Annotated in this window: 17 protein-coding genes; 10 read left to right on the forward strand and 7 right to left on the reverse strand. The window is 64.9% G+C overall.

What is annotated here, in order from left to right; translation table 11 throughout:
• The first annotated feature begins 26 nt into the window (after positions 1–26).
• The gene (locus H292_RS0114430) at positions 27–515 is read left to right on the forward strand and encodes a MarR family winged helix-turn-helix transcriptional regulator (protein WP_020111867.1); all 489 of its coding nucleotides are present in this window, start codon (positions 27–29) and stop codon (positions 513–515) included.
• Positions 516–872: 357 nt separating this feature from the next.
• Here H292_RS0114430 and H292_RS0114440 read toward each other — a convergent pair whose 3' ends face one another.
• The 3 genes from H292_RS0114440 to H292_RS0114450 form a co-directional block, all read right to left on the reverse strand.
• Positions 873–1,895 carry a hemolysin family protein gene (locus H292_RS0114440; RefSeq protein ID WP_026347541.1) on the reverse strand — a complete coding sequence of 341 codons (1,023 nt, stop codon included), beginning with the start codon at positions 1,893–1,895 and terminating at the stop codon, positions 873–875.
• Positions 1,892–3,295 carry a hemolysin family protein gene (locus H292_RS0114445; RefSeq protein WP_019663690.1) on the reverse strand — a complete coding sequence of 468 codons (1,404 nt, stop codon included), beginning with the start codon at positions 3,293–3,295 and terminating at the stop codon, positions 1,892–1,894. Before H292_RS0114445 ends, H292_RS0114440 begins: the two co-directional genes overlap by 4 nt.
• Positions 3,296–3,483: 188 nt before the next feature.
• The gene (locus tag H292_RS0114450) at positions 3,484–3,903 is read right to left on the reverse strand and encodes a universal stress protein (protein ID WP_019663691.1); all 420 of its coding nucleotides are present in this window, start codon (positions 3,901–3,903) and stop codon (positions 3,484–3,486) included.
• A gap of 106 nt (positions 3,904–4,009) precedes the next feature.
• On the opposite strand from H292_RS0114450, the gene H292_RS0114455 reads away from it, so the two are divergent.
• The 3 genes from H292_RS0114455 to H292_RS0114465 are packed head-to-tail and all read left to right on the forward strand — an operon-like array spanning position 4,010 to position 7,048.
• Complete coding sequence (locus H292_RS0114455; RefSeq protein ID WP_019663692.1) at positions 4,010–4,999, forward strand: Bug family tripartite tricarboxylate transporter substrate binding protein; 990 nt, start codon at positions 4,010–4,012, stop codon at positions 4,997–4,999.
• Positions 4,996–5,526 (forward strand): tripartite tricarboxylate transporter TctB family protein, encoded by a 531-nt coding sequence (locus tag H292_RS0114460; protein WP_019663693.1) that lies wholly within the window; start codon positions 4,996–4,998, stop codon positions 5,524–5,526. Before H292_RS0114455 ends, H292_RS0114460 begins: the two co-directional genes overlap by 4 nt.
• Positions 5,527–5,542: 16 nt before the next feature.
• Positions 5,543–7,048 carry a tripartite tricarboxylate transporter permease gene (locus tag H292_RS0114465; RefSeq protein WP_020111868.1) on the forward strand — a complete coding sequence of 502 codons (1,506 nt, stop codon included), beginning with the start codon at positions 5,543–5,545 and terminating at the stop codon, positions 7,046–7,048.
• Positions 7,049–7,145: 97 nt separating this feature from the next.
• Here H292_RS0114465 and H292_RS0114470 read toward each other — a convergent pair whose 3' ends face one another.
• Positions 7,146–9,323, reverse strand: coding sequence for a glutamine synthetase III family protein (locus H292_RS0114470; RefSeq protein ID WP_020111869.1), 2,178 nt, complete (start codon positions 9,321–9,323; stop codon positions 7,146–7,148).
• 301 nt (positions 9,324–9,624) lie between these two features.
• Between H292_RS0114470 and H292_RS0114475 the strand changes: the two genes are divergently transcribed.
• The 5 genes from H292_RS0114475 to H292_RS0114495 are packed head-to-tail and all read left to right on the forward strand — an operon-like array spanning position 9,625 to position 12,372.
• A complete protein-coding gene (locus tag H292_RS0114475) occupies positions 9,625–10,893 on the forward strand; it encodes an alkane 1-monooxygenase (protein WP_019663696.1) in 1,269 nt (422 codons plus the stop codon).
• Positions 10,893–11,060, forward strand: coding sequence for a rubredoxin (locus tag H292_RS0114480; protein ID WP_019663697.1), 168 nt, complete (start codon positions 10,893–10,895; stop codon positions 11,058–11,060). Before H292_RS0114475 ends, H292_RS0114480 begins: the two co-directional genes overlap by 1 nt.
• Before the next feature lie 3 nt (positions 11,061–11,063).
• A complete protein-coding gene (locus H292_RS0114485; protein ID WP_019663698.1) occupies positions 11,064–11,249 on the forward strand; it encodes a rubredoxin in 186 nt (61 codons plus the stop codon).
• 20 nt (positions 11,250–11,269) lie between these two features.
• Positions 11,270–11,923, forward strand: a complete 654-nt coding sequence (locus H292_RS0114490; RefSeq protein WP_019663699.1) for a TetR/AcrR family transcriptional regulator — start codon at positions 11,270–11,272, stop codon at positions 11,921–11,923.
• Positions 11,920–12,372, forward strand: coding sequence for a GNAT family N-acetyltransferase (locus tag H292_RS0114495; protein ID WP_019663700.1), 453 nt, complete (start codon positions 11,920–11,922; stop codon positions 12,370–12,372). Before H292_RS0114490 ends, H292_RS0114495 begins: the two co-directional genes overlap by 4 nt.
• Here H292_RS0114495 and H292_RS0114500 read toward each other — a convergent pair.
• The 3 genes from H292_RS0114500 to H292_RS0114510 form a co-directional block, all read right to left on the reverse strand.
• Entirely contained in the window at positions 12,369–14,501 is a 2,133-nt protein-coding gene (locus tag H292_RS0114500; protein WP_020111870.1) for a thiamine pyrophosphate-dependent enzyme, read from the reverse strand. The two genes, H292_RS0114495 and H292_RS0114500, sit on opposite strands and share 4 nt — an antisense overlap.
• 41 nt (positions 14,502–14,542) lie before the next feature.
• Positions 14,543–16,114 carry an MFS transporter gene (locus H292_RS0114505; protein WP_020111871.1) on the reverse strand — a complete coding sequence of 524 codons (1,572 nt, stop codon included), beginning with the start codon at positions 16,112–16,114 and terminating at the stop codon, positions 14,543–14,545.
• Positions 16,115–16,278: 164 nt separating this feature from the next.
• Positions 16,279–16,854, reverse strand: a complete 576-nt coding sequence (locus tag H292_RS0114510; RefSeq protein ID WP_026347543.1) for a TetR/AcrR family transcriptional regulator — start codon at positions 16,852–16,854, stop codon at positions 16,279–16,281.
• A gap of 90 nt (positions 16,855–16,944) precedes the next feature.
• Here H292_RS0114510 and H292_RS0114515 point away from each other — a divergent pair, with 90 nt between their 5' ends.
• On the forward strand, positions 16,945–18,204 hold the full coding sequence (locus tag H292_RS0114515; protein WP_020111872.1) for an NADH:flavin oxidoreductase/NADH oxidase family protein: 1,260 nt from the start codon (positions 16,945–16,947) through the stop codon (positions 18,202–18,204).
• Positions 18,205–18,254 lie beyond the last annotated feature (50 nt).

Consider the following 18,254-nt stretch of genomic DNA (forward strand, 5'->3'; position numbering starts at 1 on the left):
CCTTACCAAGAACGGGGTCGGAACGCATGAGCATCGACAACACCGCCATCAAACCTGCCGGCGCGGAGGTGAGTCCGCCGCACGCGACCGAGCTGCGCGAGGCGATGCTCGCCCTGACACGCAGGCTCCGACGCCAACGCCCCAGGCACTACCTCACGCCGAGTCAGATGCAGGTGCTCGGCGACGTGGAACGCAGCGGAGGGTCCAGCGCACCCGTCGACCTCGCCGCGATGCAGGGCGTGCGGATCCAATCCCTCACCAGCAACCTGAATGCACTCGAGGCCGAAGGGTTCATCACCCGAAGCCCCGATCCCGGCGACCGTCGACGCCTGCTGATTCGCATCACCGACTCCGGCACCGAACTCGTCGCAGCGGACCGCGAACAGCGCGACAGTTGGCTCGCCGACGCTATGAGCGAGGAACTGACCCAACTGGAACGCGATGTCCTGCACCTCGCCGCCCCGATCCTGTGGAAACTGGCCAGAAGTCCCGAGCCCCTCGTCCGACAACCCTGACCGGATCTCGGGGACGTTCCGCGGGCTCCACGTCGCACGTTGACCACGGGCCCGGCGTGGGGAAACATGAACGTCGATGCCCGCCACCGTGCGCCGCGTGCGGCGCAGCGACGAACAAGGAGTTCGCCCCTCATGTCCTACCTGCTGTACGACGCCCTGCTCCCCCAGCTCGGACACGATATCGCCACCTACTGGGCCACCCTCCTGGTGATCAACCCCGCCTGATCGCCCCAGCCTGATCACCCCAGCCTGATCACTGCGGTGGCACTACACACGACGAGGGCCGCACAGGAGTGGAGCCTGCGGGAACGACCCGACGGGCTGTGATTCTCGGTGCGGCCCTCGTGTTTCCTGCGGCTAGCCTGCCGGTACGGGTGTCGGCAGCAGACGGGAGAGAACGTCCGACAGCGTCACGACGCCCACCGTCGTATCGGCTCCGTCCGCGGAGCTGTTCACGACGAGTGCGAGATGACTGCTCGTCTCACGCATCGACGCGAGAGCGACATAGACCGGCGTCGACGCCTCCAACGTGAAGACCGGCCGAGTGACCTCGGCGAGCGTCACGTCCCCGGCGAGGGTGTCACGCACGTGCACGACACCGCTGATCGTGTCACCGTCACGTACCAGGATGCGCAGATGACCGGATTCCAGGGCCACCGCACGCACGTCCTCGACCGTCGCGTCCGTCGGGACCGAGATCGGGACACCCTGCGCGCGAACGAGATCGCCGACCTGCAGGTTCTGCAACTCGAGCGCACCCGCGATCTGGACCGAGTAACTGGCGTCGAGCGCACCGACGTTCACCGAATGCTCCACCAGTTGCCTCAGGTCGTCCGGGTTCTGGCCGGACGCCACCTGTGCAGCCGGCTCGACGCCGACCTTGCGGAGCAACCAGTTGGCCATTTCGTTCATCGCGACGATGACGGGCCGGGTCAGGAACATGAAACCGCGCATCGGCAGCGCCAGCATCGTCGCCGACTTCTCGGGGTGAGCGATGGCCCAGGACTTGGGTGCCATCTCACCGACGACGAGGTGCAGGAAGGTGACGATGATCAACGCGAGAACGAAGCCCGCGACGTCGGCGACCCAGTACGGGATGCCCCAGGACTCGAACATCGGAGTCAGTGCGTAGTGCACCGCGGGCTTGGTCGTTGCACCGAGCGCCAACGTGCACAGCGTGATTCCGAGCTGCGAGCCTGCCAGCAGAACCGTCAGCTCGCTCGAACTACGGAGTGCGGCCCTTGCCGACCTACTGTTCGGAGCTGCGTCCTCGAGCCGGTGACGCTTGGCCGCCAGCAACGCGAACTCCACCGCGACGAAGAACGCACTGGCTGCGATGAGCCCGATGGTGACCACGAGAACTACCCAGGGATTACTCATCGGTGATCATCCATTTCCGCCTCGGCCGAATCGGCCTCGACCTTGTCCCGCTGCCCCAGTTCGAGGCGCACGGACGATGGGACGTAGTTGTCGATTTCGAGCACCTCGACGGACACGAAACGCTCGGGGAGTTCGTCGTCGTCGGCGATGAGGTCTTCCGACTCGGCCGGCAGATCCACCTCGATGCGTGTGCCGACGGTCGGCAGCGAACCGTGATGCGCGATGACGAAACCGGCGATGGTCTCGTAATCACCGTCCGGAAGGTCGTGGTCGATCGACCGCTCGACCTCGTCGACGTGTACCTCACCCGCCATGGTCCAGGAGCCGTCCTCACCCGCGATCGGGGTCTGATCGACTTCGTCCTCGTCGTGCTCGTCGGTGATCTCGCCGACGAGTTCCTCGGCGAGATCCTCGATCGTGACGACGCCCGTCAGCCCGCCGTATTCGTCGATGACGCAAGCGAGTTGGTTCTTCGACGACCGCAGCTCGACGACGGCGTCGGGCAGGGCTTGAACCTCGGGCAGGATCAACGCGGGGCGGACGAACTCGGACACCTGAGCGTCCGGTCGATCGGTCACCGCGAGGATGTCCTGCAGGTGCACGACGCCGACGATTCCGTCGTCGTCGTCGAGGACGGGGTACCGGGAGTGCTCCTGCCCCATCAGCGTTTTGACCTCGGCGAGAGTGTCCGTTGCGCGGACGGTTGCCGCCCGCGAACGAGGAATCATCGCGTGTTCCACCGTGCGGGTCGGGAAGTCGAGGATGCGATCGAGCAGATCCGACAGCTCGTCGGGCAGATCTCCGGAGTCCTTGGACTCGGCGACGATGTGCTCGAGGTCCCGAGGGGTGGCCGAATGTTCGACGTCGTGTACCGGTTCGATCTTCAGTGCCTTCAGCAACAGGTTCGACGCGTGATCGAAAATGGTGATGAGCCAACCGAAGAGCTTGAGATAGATGGTGGTCGACAGCGACAGCCACCGGGCCACCGGCTCGGGACGAGCGATCGCGAAGTTCTTGGGGAACAGCTCGCCGAACAGCATCTGAATGAACGTCGAGAACAGCAGCGCGAGCACTGCGCCGATGCCGACTCCCACGGCGGTCGGGATTCCGACACCGCCGAGGATGGTGCCGAGCGACTGACCGATGAGTGGTTCGGCGACGTAACCGACGAGCAGTCCGGTCACGGTGATTCCCAGTTGGGCACCGGACAGCATGAAGGACGTGCGTTTGGTTACCTGAAGAGTTCGACGGGCACCCGCGTCACCGGCTTCGGCGCGAGCCTTCAGCCGTGAGCGATCCACCGTCATGTACGCGAATTCCTGGGCCACGAAGTAGCCGGTACCGACCGTGATCAGGAATACGACGAGGAAGCCGAGCAAGAGAGTGAGAATCACGCTCATTCGCCGGACACCGCCTCGCACGTCGTGGAAATAGTGCGGGGGGCCGTGTCCGGCCCGGGTTTATCGCTGTCCATGAATCCTCTGTTTGATGGGTTGGGCAGTGCACGACCCTGGTTTGTTCGACACCGTGGTTTCGGGTGCTGCAACACCGTGGTTTCGGGTGTTGCTTCGGACCGTGATGTCCGATTCTAGCGGGCTCGCTCGACTTCGGGTGCTTTCACCACGAGAACCGGGACCGGACTGTCCAGAAGCACACGCTGCACGGTGCTTCCCATCAGGAATTTCCCGACGGCAGAGCGCCGCTTCGACCCGATGACGAGAAGTTCGGCACCGGTGTCGGCGACCAGGTCGACGATCGCTCCGGCGGGATCTCCCCCGTCCGGTTCGACGCGCACCGAGAAGGTCGCGTCAGCGACACCGCGGCTGGTGAGAATCTGCTCCGTCGCGAGAGTCGTTGCTTCCCTGTCCTCCTCGGACACGGAGTTGGTGTCCACGACAGCCAGGGCGACGAGCTCCAGGCCCCGGAGGTTCGCTTCCGACACAGCCCGGACGAGGGCCTCCCGACCCTCGGGCGAATCGCTCGCCACTACCGCTACAGACATGGGCATTTCACTTCCTCTGAATTGTGCTCATTGTGGTCACGTCGAATGATTGGACTATTCGGACAAAGCGTATCTACTGTGTCGCTGTGACACATCACACGAAAGGTTTTTGATGGCGGTCTCGCCCACATTGTCCAAGTCGATTCTTGCCGTCGCCGTCGTGGCTGCCGTGAGCGTCGCAGGTATCGATGCGAGCCGCAGCGAAAGCGGCTCCGACGCCAGGTCCAAGCTCACGATGATCGCGCCTGCCGCGGCGGGTGGCGGCTGGGATCTCGTCGCCCGCGAAGCGCAGCAAGCCCTGCGCAGCGACGGCATCGTCAACAACGCGCAGGTGGTCAACGTGCCGGGTGCGGGTGGAACGATCGGCCTCAGCCAGCTCGACAATCTGTCCGGTCAGGCGACGACGGTGATGATCACCGGCACCGTCATGCTCGGCGGCATCGCGATCAACAATTCCGAGACGACACTGGCCGACACCGTTCCCATCGCGAAGCTCGCCGAGGACTTCGAGGTCTTCGTCGTGCCGAAGGAATCGCCGTACCAGAATCTCGAGGACATGATCGCGGCGTGGCGTGCCAACCCCGGCGGCCTCCCCATCGGCGGCGGATCGCTCGGCGGCATCGACCACATCGTGGCAGGCCAGCTCGCGCAGGAAGCCGACATCGATCCCGCCGCGATCAACTACATCGCGTACTCCGGAGGCGGCGAAGTCCTCACCTCGCTGCTGTCCAACACGGTCGGGGTCGCCGTCAGCGGATACAACGACTTCCGCGACCAGATCGAGGCAGGCAACGTCCGTGCACTCGCGGTCGCCGCACCCGAACCCGTCGACGGCATCGACGTCGACACCTTCACCGAGCTCGGATACAACGTCGACCTGGTGAACTGGCGCGGCATCGTCGCGCCACCCGGTATCTCGGACGAGGACCGTGACACGTTGATCGCGATCGCCACCGAAATGCACGAGACGGAGCAGTGGCAGGGGGCCGTCGAACGTAATCGGTGGAAGGAATCGTTCTCGACGGGGGACGAATTCGCCGAGTTCCTCGATGTGGAACAGACCCGCATCACCGACATTCTCCGAGAGCTGGGACTCGTATGACCGACACGACTACGAAATCCGAGACCTCGCGCTCGTTCTGGGTCGGCCGTAGCGGACTGATCGTTCCGGCGCTGCTCGTCGCGCTCGGCATCTTCCTCGTCTACGGAACGATCACCATGGATGTTCCGGCGACCGCGACGTCCCCCGGGCCGCAGGTGTTCCCCTCCATCGTGGCGGGAGGCTGCTTCGTCGTAGCCGTACTGGTCACCATTCAGTTGTTGGTCAGGCCCGACGAGATCGATCGGGGCGTCGACGACGACGGACGCGCGTTGACCGGCACGGTCAGCAATTGGCGCACCCTGGCGATCACCGTCGGATCGGTCGCGCTGTTCATCGTGTTGCTCAACCCGCTCGGCTGGGTCCTCGCCGGTGCACTGCTGTTCTGGGGTGTGTCGATCGGCCTCGGCGGACGTCGCTACGTGTTCGACGCGGCCGTGGCGCTACTGGTCTCCTCGGCGGTGCAGTTGGCGTTCTCCGCCGGCCTCGGCTTGACCTTGCCCGGCGGCGTTCTCGCCCAGATCTTCTGATGGAGCTGACGTTCTCATGGATTCACTGAACAGTCTCTTCGAGGGCTTCGGCACGGCGCTGACGCCGATGAACCTCGTGTGGGTGTTCGTCGGCGCGCTCCTGGGCACCGCTGTCGGTGTCCTCCCCGGCCTCGGTTCGGCCATGGCTGTGGCCCTGCTGCTCCCGGTGACGTTCACCCTCGATCCCACCGCTGCCCTCATCATGTTCGCGGGTGTGTACTTCGGCGGACTGTTCGGCGATTCGATCTCCGGCATCCTCATGAACACCCCCGGCAACAGCACCGCCATCGCCGGCACCTTCGAAGGCCATCGCATGGCCAAGAACGGTCGTGCGCCCCAGGCTTTGGCGACCTCGGCCATCGCGTCGTTCATCGGCGGCATGATCGCGACGACACTCGTCGTGTTCTTCGCCCCGACCCTCGCCTCGCTGGCGACCAACTTCGGGCCCGCCGAATACTTCGCTCTCGCGGTGTTCGCGTTCATCGCGACGTCCGCGGTGGTATCGGATTCCGCCTTGAAGGGTCTGACGGCTCTGTTGATCGGCCTGACCTTGGCGGTCATCGGCATCGACGGGCCGTCCGGGGCGTCGCGCTTCACCTTCGACGTACCCGCGATGTTCGACGGCATCCACATCGTCGTCATCACCGTCGCGATGCTCGCGCTCGGCGAGGTCATTCACATCGCATCGAGAATCGGCCGCCCCGAGGACAATTCGTTGATCAACTCGGGCGGTCGGCCGTGGCTGAGCAAGTCCGAGTTCCGGGAGGCGCTGCCGGCCTGGCTGCGCGGCACCGCATTCGGAGTTCCGTTCGGCGTCATCCCCGCCGGCGGCGCCGAGGTCCCGAGCTTCCTCGCGTACGGCACCGAGCGCAGGCTCGACCGTCGGCGCAAGAACCCGATGTTCGGCAAGGGCGCTATCCGCGGCGTCGCCGGGCCGGAAGCTGCGGGCAACTCCACGGCCGGTACCGCGATGGGCGCACTGCTCGCTCTGGGGCTGCCGACGTCCGCCACTGCGGCGATCCTTCTCGCGGCGTTCCAGCAGTACGGAATGCAGCCGGGGCCGTTGCTGTTCGAACGCAGCGGTGACATCGTCTGGGCCCTCATCGCCAGCTTGTTCCTCGCGATGATCGTGCTGCTGATCCTCAACCTGCCGTTCGCCCCGCTGTGGGCGCAGCTGCTGAAGATCCCCAAGAACTACCTGTACGCAGGCATCTCGGTGTTCGCGGCCCTCGGTGTCTACGCATCCAGTGCGTCGATCGTCGATCTGATGTTCATGCTCGGCCTCGGAATCCTCGGATTCATGATGCGCCGCTACGGTATTCCGCTGGCCCCGGTCCTCATCGCGGTGATCCTCGGACCCCTCGCCGAGGATTCGCTACGGCGCGCGCTCGCCGTCAGCGAAGGCGATCCGACCATTCTCGTCGGCAGCGCCATCACCGTGGTGCTGTACTCCCTGATGGCTCTGGCCATCGTCTTCACGATCGTGAGCAAGATTCGCGCTCGGGCGAAGGTCGACTTCTGACCCCTGTGTGAGTGGAAATGCAGGCCCTGGACAGGAGCGGAGCCTGCGGAGCGACCCGATGGCACTGTCATTTCCACTCACATTGGGCTCACGTGAGTCAGAGGATGTACAGCATTTCCTGGTAGGTCGGAAGCGGCCAGAGATCGTCCGCCACCATGCCCTCGAGAGTGTCCGCTGCTGTCCGGACTGCGGCCATGGCAGGAAGCAGAGCGTCCTTCGCGTGGGTCGCCTCGGCGAGAGCGTCGCCGCCGGGGTCGCTGTCCAGTGCAGCCTCGAGAGTCGCCAGAGCCGAACGCAACGCGGACAGCGGCTCGGACACCGACTGCAGTTCGGCGGTGTCGGCTTCGACGCCTGCAGCCTTCAGCGCTGCGACGTTCTGTGCCAGCTCGGTCTGGTACCGCACGGCTGCGGGAAGCACCGATGTCCGGCCCATCTCGACGGTGAGGCGCGCTTCGACGAACACCGTCAGTGCGTACTGCTCCAAGCCGATCTCGTACCGCGAGTGCATCTCTCGGTGGTTGAAGACGTTGTACTTCTCGAACAGCTCCATCGCGGAATCGGTGATGAGTTCCGGTAGGGCGTCGAGCGTCGTACGCAGGTTCGGCAACCCGCGGGACTCGGCCTCGATCTGCCAGTTGTCGGAGTAACCGTCACCGTTGAACACCACGGCACCGTGCTCGGTGATGATCTCGGTGAGCAGATTCTGGACGGCCGTGTCGAATTCGGTGCCGTTCGCAACCGCGGTTTCCAGGTTGGTGGCCATGTAGTCGAGCGACTCGGCCATGATGGTGTTGATCGTGACCATCGGCCCGCTCACCGTCTGCATCGAGCCCGGTGCGCGGAACTCGAACCTGTTGCCGGTGAACGCGAACGGGCTCGTCCGGTTGCGGTCGCCCGGATCGGTCGGGAGCACCGGCAGCGTGTCGGCCCCGATCATCATGGTTCCCTTGCCCTTCGACGACGTCGCCGCGCCCTTGGCGATCTGATCGAAGACGTCGGCGAGCTGGTCGCCGAGGAAGATCGAGATGATGGCCGGCGGGGCTTCGTTGGCGCCGAGCCGGTGATCGTTGGTCGCCGACGCCACCGAGGCGCGCAGCAGGCCGCCGTACTTGTGCACCGCTCGGATGACCGCAGCGCAGAAGACGAGGAACTGGGCGTTGTCGTGCGGGTTGTCTCCCGGCACCAGCAGTGACCCGAGCTCGGAGTTGCCGAGCGAGAAGTTGACGTGTTTGCCGGATCCGTTGACGCCGTCGAACGGCTTCTCGTGGAACAGGCATTCCATGCCGTGCTTCTTGGCGATCGTCTTGAACGTCGTCATCAACAGCTGTTGGTGGTCCGCTGCGATGTTGCCGCGCTCGAACATCGGCGCGATCTCGAACTGCCCCGGCGCGACCTCGTTGTGCCGTGTCTTCGCTGGAATACCGAGCTTGAACAGCTCGCGTTCGGTGTCCATCATGAAGCCGAGGACACGCTCCGGGATGGCGCCGAAGTAGTGATCGTCGAATTCCTGCCCTTTGGGGGGCTTCGAGCCGAACAGCGTACGGCCTGCGTTGAGCAGGTCCGGGCGTGCGAGGAAGAAGTGACGGTCGACCAGGAAGTACTCCTGCTCCGGGCCGCAGAAGGACACGATGTTCTCGATGTCCTCGTGTCCGAAGAGCGTCAGGATGCGTTCGGCGTGACCACCCATCGCCTGCTGCGAACGGAGCAGCGGCGTTTTGTGGTCGAGCGCCTCGCCGGTCATGGACACGAACACCGTGGGGATACACAGCGTGTTGCCGTTCGGGTTCTCGAGCACGTACGCCGGGCTGGTGACGTCCCAACCCGTGTAGCCGCGGGCTTCGAACGTGTTGCGCAGACCGCCGTTGGGGAAGCTCGACGCGTCGGGCTCGCCTTGGATGAGGGTCTTGCCGGCGAACTCGGCGAGCGCACTGCCGTCACCGACGGGGTCGAAGAAGCTGTCGTGCTTCTCCGCCGTCAATCCCGTCAGGGGGTAGAAGACGTGCGCGTAGTGGGTGGCGCCTTTCTCGAGCGCCCAATCCTTCATCGCCGACGCCACGGCGTCGGCGACCATGGGATCGAGGGCCATGCCTTTCTCGATCGTCGCGATGACCGACTTGTAGACCGACTTGGGCAGGCGCTTCTGCATGACCACTTTGCTGAAGACGTTCTCGCCGAAGATCTCGCCGGGCTTCTCTTCCCCGACGAAGCTGACCGCAGGCGGGACGTACGCCTCGACGTCCTTGATCGCCTGCAGGCGGACGGTATTTCCACTCATGAGCTACCCCTTGACAAGGTGCGCTCCGCAATTGGATTTCGCGGAGTCCGACCTGGCGACACTACGAAGCTCCCGTGGCGGCAATGTTTCGCCGCTGTGACCACTGCAATTCGACGTCGACGCTCGAACGGGACCGGCACCCGATCACAACGCTCGGATATGGACTGAGTCACAACCCGATGGACAAATTTTCAATTTTGTCTATCCAAGTTTACATTTACGCGGTATTGTCATCCGCACAGTGATCGACACCACTAGGCGTTCGAGAGGGCTCGATCGCCTGAAGACGAGGAGTTCAGTCGTGGCAACCCAGACGAGTCCACAGTCGAATACGCCGGTCGACGAGTGGCGGGACAAGAAGCGGTATCTGTGGCTGTTCGGCCTGGTGCCGCCGACCGCGATCTTCATGGCGCTGGGTCTGGTGTGGGCGTTCAACCAGCTCGGCTGGAATGCCGTCTCACCGATCTGGTGGTGGATCGGGCCGATTCTGGTGTACGGGCTGTTGCCGATCCTCGACCTGTTCTTCGGGCCCGACGGCCAGAATCCGCCGGACGAGGTCATGGAAGCGTTGGAGAACGACAAGTACTACCGATACTGCACCTACATCTACATTCCGTTCCAACTCGCGAGTCTGGTGATCGCCTGCTACCTGTGGACGGCGGACAACCTGAGCTGGCTCGGCATCGACGGTGGCCTCGGGCTGGCCTCGAAGATCGGGTTGGCAATCAGCATCGGCGTCATGGGCGGCGTCGGAATCAACACCGCGCACGAGATGGGTCACAAGAAGGACAGCTTGGAGCGCTGGCTGTCCAAAGTCACTCTGGCGCAGACGTTCTACGGCCACTTCTACATCGAGCACAATCGTGGGCACCACGTTCGCGTCGCGACCCCCGAGGATCCCGCCAGCTCGAAGTTCGGCGAAAGCTTCTGGCGGTTCCTTCCTCGCAGCGTGTGGGGCAGTCTGAAATCGTCCTGGAAGCTCGAGCAGACGCGCATGCAGCGACTGGGCAAGTCCACGTGGAACATTCGCAACGACGTACTCAACGCTTGGCTCATGTCCGTCGTGCTGTTCGGCGTTCTGACGGCAGCGTTCGGTGTCGGCATCCTGCCGTTCCTTCTCATCCAGGCGGTGTACGGGTTCTCGCTGCTCGAGACGGTGAACTACCTCGAGCACTACGGATTGCTGCGGGCGACCACCAAGTCAGGACGCTACGAGCGGTGCGCACCTGCCCACAGCTGGAACTCCGACCACATCGTCACCAACATCTTCCTGTACCACCTGCAGCGCCACAGCGATCACCACGCCAACCCCACCAGGCGATACCAGACCCTGCGCAGCATGGAAGGTGCACCCAACCTTCCCAGCGGGTACGCCAGCATGATCACCGTCGCCTACTTCCCGCCGATCTGGCGAAAGGTGATGGACCACAGGGTTCTCGAGCACTACCGCGGTGACATCACCGCGGTCAACATCGAGCCGAGCAAGCGCGCGAAGATCCTTGCACGCCACGGCGCCCGGTCCGGTAGCCGATCGGATGCAGCTACGGATGCACCGAAGGACGCGAAGTGATGACGGCGTACGAGTGCCCGGTGTGCAACTACGTCTACGACGAGGCTGCCGGGGCGCCGCGTGAAGGTTTCCCGGCGGGAACGCCGTGGTCCGAGATCGCCGACGATTGGCCGTGCCCGGATTGCGGTGTCCGGGAGAAGATCGACTTCGAACAGAAAGCAGGATGAGAGATGGCCACGGATTTCAAGCTCTACCAGTGCATTCAGTGCGGTTTCGAGTACGACGAGGAACTGGGCTGGCCGGAGGACGGGATCGAGCCGGGCACTCGGTGGGAGGACATCCCCGAGGATTGGAGCTGCCCGGATTGCGGCGCTGCGAAGGCCGACTTCTTCATGGTCGAGATCAGCAGGCCATGACCCTCGGGGCGCCCGATAGAGTGGGGGTCGTGTCAACGCAACCGGTCGACCCGAGCCTCTATCAGGACGCACCGATCAAGCACGCACCCTTCACGGGTGCCGTGTCGAGCCCGATGCGGACGACGATTCTCGACGGTCTGCACGATCTCCTGCTCGAGCGCACGTGGTCGACGGTCAACATGGCGGACGTCGCCAAGGCTGCGGGCATCTCGCGGCAGACGCTGTACAAGGAGTTCGGTACCCGTAAAGGGTTGGCACAGGGGTACGCACTGCGGTTGACGGATTCGTTCGTCTCGGCGGTGGACGATGCGGTGTATGCCAACGAGGGTGACAGTCTGCGCACCCTCTACGTCGCGTTCACCGAGTTCTTCGGTCGCAGTGCATCGGACCCGCTGGTGCTGTCGATGCTGACGGACGATCCTCCGCCGGACCTGCTGCGGCTGGTCACCACCGAGAGCGGTGCCCTGATCGAGCATGCGTCGCTGCGGCTGGCGTCGACGTTCGAGCGTAGTTGGCTTCGCGCGTCGGCGCACAACGCAGACGTGCTGGGGCGCACCGTGGTTCGGCTGGCGCTCAGTTACATCTCGATGCCGCCGGAGAACTCGTCCGACGTGGCTGCGGACCTGGCGTCGCTGCTCACTCCGTTCGTCGACGCAATCAAGGGCACCGCATGAGCGAGGCACACCGCATGAGCGAGCTACACCGCGCGCACTTCGCCGAGCTGTCCGGTCACCAGGTCTACGCTCTGTGCAAATTGCGGGTCGACGTGTTCGTCGTCGAGCAGAACTGCGCGTACCCGGAGCTCGACGGCGCCGACGAGGATCCGTCGACGGTGCATTTCTGGCACACGGACAACGGACGGATCGTGTCCACGCTGCGGTTGCTGTACACCGACGGGGAAACCAGAATCGGACGGGTGTGTACGGCGGTGGACGCTCGCGGCCGTGGCCTGAGTGCCGAATTGCTGCGCGCGGCAATCGATCACGCACACGGTGACACCATCGTCATCGGCGCACAGGCTCAACTGGAGCAGTGGTACGGCCGGTTCGGTTTCGTTCGCAGCGGTGAGAACTACGACGAGGACGGGATCCCCCACCTTCCCATGACCAGGAAGGGCGATTAGGCGGTCATCTGCCGTGCTGCTTCGAGGACGGTGGCTTCGGAGAGCAGGACGTGCAGTGCTGCATCGCCCAGTGGGATGAAACTGTCCTCGCTGCAGACGCGTCGCACCTTGCCCGAGTATCCGGCGTCGACCACTGCGGTGACGATGCCTTCGCTCACACCACCGGACTTCCGCGTCTCGTCCACCACCAGCACGCGGCCGGTGGCCTCTGCATGTTCGACGATGTCCGCCAACGGAAGTGGTGCGATCCACCGGATGTCGACGACGCGCACGCCCACGCCGTCGTCGGCGAGTGCCCGCGCGACCCGCAGGCTCATCCTGACGCCGTTGCCGAAGGTGACGATGGTGAGATCGACTCCGTCGCCGTGGATTCGAGCGCGTCCGATCGAGGCAGGCGACACTGCTCCCCCGGCAAGCCACAGTCCGTCGCCGTCCAGGTACAGATCCCTGGTGTGGTACAGCGCAATGGGTTCCAAGACGACGCACACGGCGCCGTGTTCCACGGCAGCGTGGGCGCAGGCGAGAAGCATGGCGGCTGCGTCGTCCGGCATCGACGGCGAGGCGATGATCATGCCGGGAATGTCGCGCAGGGCGGCGACAGCGTTGTCGTTGTGGAAGTGCCCGCCGAAGCCCTTCTGGTAGCCGTATCCCGCTATCCGGACGATCATCGGATTTCGATACTGTCCGTTCGAGAAGAACTGCAGGGTCGCCGCTTCCCCGCGAAGTTGGTCTGCCGCATTGTGCAGGTAGGCGAGGTACTGAATCTCGGCGATCGGGAGCAGACCGGACACTCCGGCTCCCAGGGCCAGCCCGAGGATCGTCTGTTCGTCGAGCACGGTGTCGAACACCCGGGCCGCTCCGGCGTGCGCCTGCAGACCTCGGGTGACGCCGTACACCCCACCTTTGCGCGCCACGTCCTCGCCGAACAGGATCGATTGGGGACGGGTGGACAGAATGTGCTGCAGCGCAGCGTTCACGGCCTTCGCCAGGGTGGTGCCCGCCGGTAACTCCAGGCCGCCTTCCCCGGTCGATTCCTTGGCCGTGTCGGCTACCCGCGTCAGGGGTTCCATGACTGCTGCCGCGCTGTTCAACTGCGGTAGCTCGGCTACGTCCCGCGCCACACGCAGCACGTGTGCGCGCTTGTTCTCGTAGAGCTCCACCACGTCGTCGACACCGATCACGCCCGCGTCGACGAGGTGCCGTGCAGTGCAGAGAACGGGATCGCGGGCGAGATCGGCGGTGATCTCCGCAGCCGACCGATAGGACGACTCCACGTCGGATCCTGCGTGGCCCATCAACCGGACCGACTCGATGTGCAGGAAGGCCGGACGACGCCGTGTTCGAACCCAGGTCGCGGCCGCGATCGACGCGGCGTGGACGGCCTCGAGGTCTCGGCCGTCCGCGTGAAAGTATTCCAGGCCCGCTCTGGTGGAGAAGTTCGACGCGATCCAGCCCGCGGGGGTGCGCACGCTGATACCGATTCCGTTGTCCTCGCAGACGAACAGCAGCGGCATCGGAACGCCCTGATACGCAGTGTTGATCGCGGAGTTGATCGCCCCTACCGCGGTGGAGTGCCCGGCGGATGCGTCACCGAAGCTGCACACGGTCACCGCGTCGGACGGCCACGGGGAGTCCGCCCCGAGCTTGCGGGCCCGCGCCACGGAGAACGCGACTCCCACCGCGCGCGGCAGATGCGATGCGATGGTCGAGGTCTGCGGGAGGACCGCGAGGTCAGCTCGTCCGAACACCTTGTGCCTGCCACCGGAGATGGGGTCCTCGGTGGCGGCGACGACCCCGAGCAGGACGTCGCGAATGGGATCGCTTCCCCCTACCTGTCTGGCGCGTTCCAGGAAGAACGCGCCGGACCGATAGTGCAGAAGAGCCGGGTCCGTCGGCCGGAATGCACCGGCGACGGCCGCGTTGAACTCGTGCCCGGACGATCCGATCGTGTAGAAGCCCGTGCCGTGGGACCGCAACCATCGTGCCGCCAGGTCGAGGTGGCGGCTGCCGAGTTGAGCGTCGAACAACTCCAGTGCTCTCGTCGGGGTGAGAGTCGGCCCGAGTTCTTCTCGGCTTGCTCCCGCAGCTCGGATCGACTGCAGGAAATACTCGTCGATCGGCTCGGCCATGCGGTCAGGATATGCGCGTGCGGCACCGCACGCGGGCGAAGTCAGCGCGAGTCGGTGTTTCGCCAGGCCAAGAGCACACCGGTGCCGGACTGACGCGCCCACGGGAGGAACACGGCCACGGCGAGGGCGCAGGCCAGTGCCGACCCGACGGTGACGTACGACGCGAGCTGAAAACCTTCCAGCGATGCGGCTTTCATCGCGTACACCAAGTCCGCCTTCTGCGCGGCGAAGACGGAATTGGTCGGCGCCTTGACGATCTCGATGACGCTGACGACGGTCTCCCGGGCGAACGCCTTCTGGTAGGGCTCCATGAGGGCGTCGGGGATCGCGTCGATTCGAGGTCCCACCTTCGTGGTGTAGATGGACGCGACGATCGACCCCAGCACCGCGACTCCGAGCGTTCCGCCGACTTCGCGGGTGGTGTCGTTGACGGCCGAGCCTGCCCCTGCCTCGTCGAGCGAGACCGAGGACATGATGGATTCCGTTGCCGGCCCCTGAACGATGGCCAGTCCCAATCCCATCAGCACCATCGAGATCAACACCGGTCCGAGGTAGGGGGTTTCGACCTTCACCTGTCCCGCGATGAACATGCCGACGCTCATCACGACGAGTCCGAAGACGATCACCGCCGTGGTACCGACGCGCTGTGCGATCAAGGTGGCCAGTGGCGCGCCGATGGCGATGGACACCGCGAACGGTAGCGAGTGGATGCCGAATTGGAGTGGGCTGAGTTCCATCACACCCTGGAAGTACTGGGTGATCATGAACAGGAACCCGAACATCGAGAAGTAGGCGACGGCGATGGCCAAGGCAGGTAGCGAGAATCGGCGGATCCGGAACAGCGCCATGTCGAGTACGGGCGAGGGGGTGCGTAGTTCCCACCACACGAAGACCGCGAGGCAGACGACACCGAGCAGGTAGGCCGCAACACTGATTCCGGACAGCCAACCCTGATGCGGGGCTTCGATGATAGCCCACACCAGTACGGTGATGCCGACCAGGGACAGAGCGAGGCCGACCGGATCGAACCGACCGATGTGCGACGCCTTGGACTCCGGCACGAATCTCCATGCCGCAGCCAGCACCACCGCGGCCACGGGCACGTTGATCCAGAACACGGAGTGCCACGAGAAGTGTTCCAGCAGAAAGCCTCCCGCGGTGGGTCCGATCGCGATGGCGAAACCTGCCATCGCGGTCCACGCAGCGATGGCGAGTGCGCGTTCCCTGGCGTCGGAGAAGATGTTGATGATCAGCGCGAGGGTTGCCGGAAACACGGCTGCGGCACAGATTCCCATCAGCGCGCGGGCCGCGATCACCTGCCCGAGGTTCGCTGCAAGCGCGCCGCCGATCGACATCACCGCGATTCCGGCGAGGCCGACGATCATGACTTTCTTCCGCCCGTAGCGATCCCCCAGATGGCCGAACGCGAGCAGGAGTCCGGCGAAGGTCAGCGTGTAGGCGTCGACGACCCATTGCAGGCCGCTGATGCTGGACCTCAGTTGCAGGCCCATCGACGGGAGCGCGACGTTGACGACGGTGTTGTCGAGTACGACGAGCAGTTCGGCGGTACAGATGACGACAAGCGCGATCCAGCGTTGCCTGGCTGTCGACATCGAAACAGGGGATGCGAGCGATCGGTGCTGAGATGTTCGAACCACGGGCGGATCCTTCCCGACTGGTCATGCCGCGGGCTACCGAACATGCCTCGGCTATGACGCGCTACATAGCGACCATCGGAAGGTAACTGTAACTCGAAGTAATAGCAACAGTGTCGGCGTCAGGACGCGTCGAGCGCAGCCTCCAGCCAGGCGAGAAGTTCGACCTCGACCCGGTCCAGTGCAGCGGTGCTGCGCTGGGCTTTCGCGATGATCAAGGCACCCTCGAACGACGCGATCGCCATCGTGGCGAGACCGCGCGAACGCTCCTGCGACAGACCGCGCTGCCACAGCGACGCGGCTATCGTGTCCTCCCAGGACGTGAACGACTCGCCTGCGGCGACGAGGGCTGCGGGAGAGTTCATACCCTCCAGGGCAGCCGGCGCCACCGGACATCCGGCGGTGTAGTCGGTGGCCTCCAACTGCTGCCGGAAGCCGCCGATGATGGCTCTGAGCGTCGCGGCGGGCCCCTCGGCCGCGAGGCCACGCGAGATCATCGACCCCATCAGCGCACCCGCGGTCCTCGTCGCCTCCTCGACCAGCTGCGGCTTTCCCCGGGGGAAGTGGTGGTAGATGGAGCCGCGGGGCGCGCCTGCATGCTCGATGACGTCCGCGAGCGACGTTGCCTCGACGCCGCGTTCCCTGAACAGCAAGGCCGCGCTGCGCAACATGTCCTCGCGGGCTGTACTCCGACTCACGCGACCTACCCCTCTTGACGTTACCGATCGTCACACATACGGTGACGTCGGGTATGCACCACAGCATAACGTCGACGACGAGAGGCCACCATGACCACCGAGGTCGATCCTGTCACCACGCTCGCGGCACCGCTGACGTTGGCGTGCGGCCAGGTGCTGCCGAACCGCCTCATGAAAGCCGCGTTGAGCGAGGGCCTCGGCACCAGGACCCACAGCCCCGACGTTCGCCTCGAACGCCTGTACACGCGCTGGGGCGCGGGCGGTTACGGTCTCGTTCTCACCGGCAACGTCATGGTCGACCGTCACCACATCGGTGAACCCGGGAACGTGGTGATCGAGGACGACCGCGACCTCGACGGCCTGACCCGGTGGGCCAAGTCCGCCCGCGACGGCGGCTCCCCGATCTGGATGCAACTCAATCACCCCGGCCGCCAGGCCAATCCGATGGCAACCCGGTCCAAGCCGATCGCCCCGTCGGCGATCGCCCCCGGCATCCCCGGCATCCCGGCGCCGCGCGCCATGACGGAGTACGAGATTCGGGGCATCGTCGAGCGATTCGCGACCGCAGCACTCGTCGCCGAGTCCGCCGGATTCGACGGCGTCCAGATCCACGGGGCACACGGCTACCTCGTCTCGCAGTTCCTCTCACCGTCGGCCAACCGACGTGACGACCGATGGGGTGGCAGTCTCGACAACCGCATGCGGTTCGTACTCGAGGTGGTCCGCGCCATCCGCGCAGCCGTGTCCCCCGGCTTCGCCGTCGGCATCAAGCTCAACTCGGCGGACTTCCAGCGGGGCGGATTCGGTGAGGAAGAGTCACGTCTCGTCGTCGAACATCTGGCCGACGAACACATCGATCTGATCGAGATCAGCGGTGGAACCTACGAGTCGCCCGCGATGATGGGCCGGTCGGTGGCCGAGAGTACGCGTCGGCGTGAGGCGTATTTCCTGGATTACGCTCGCGAGGTCCGCGCTGCCGCGGGCGACGTTCCGCTTGCGGTCACCGGCGGTTTCCGCACGCGGTCGGCGATGGGCGCTGCCGTGGCGTCGGGAGAATGCGACGTCGTCGGTCTCGGGCGGCCCGCCGCTGTCACACCCGACGCAGGCAACGCGCTGCTCCGAGACGGCGCCGACAGCGTTGTGTCGCCGGCAATCGGCCTCGGGTTGCCGCGCAAGTACGCCAAACCACTCGACGGCGCCCTGGATCTGCAATGGCACACCGACCAGCTGCACCTGATCGGCGCAGGATCCGAACCGGATCCGAACCGATCCGTGTGGCGCACCGCGGTGCGGACTCTGCAGCGCAACGGGCTCGACGCCTTCCGCAGCAGGCGCAGCGGAAGCCGGTAGCGGGGTGAATCGCGAGTAGTCAGTCGACGTACTGATGTTTGTCGCGTCGA

Source organism: Rhodococcus sp. 114MFTsu3.1, assembly GCF_000383555.1.
GTDB lineage: Bacteria > Actinomycetota > Actinomycetes > Mycobacteriales > Mycobacteriaceae > Rhodococcoides > Rhodococcoides fascians_E.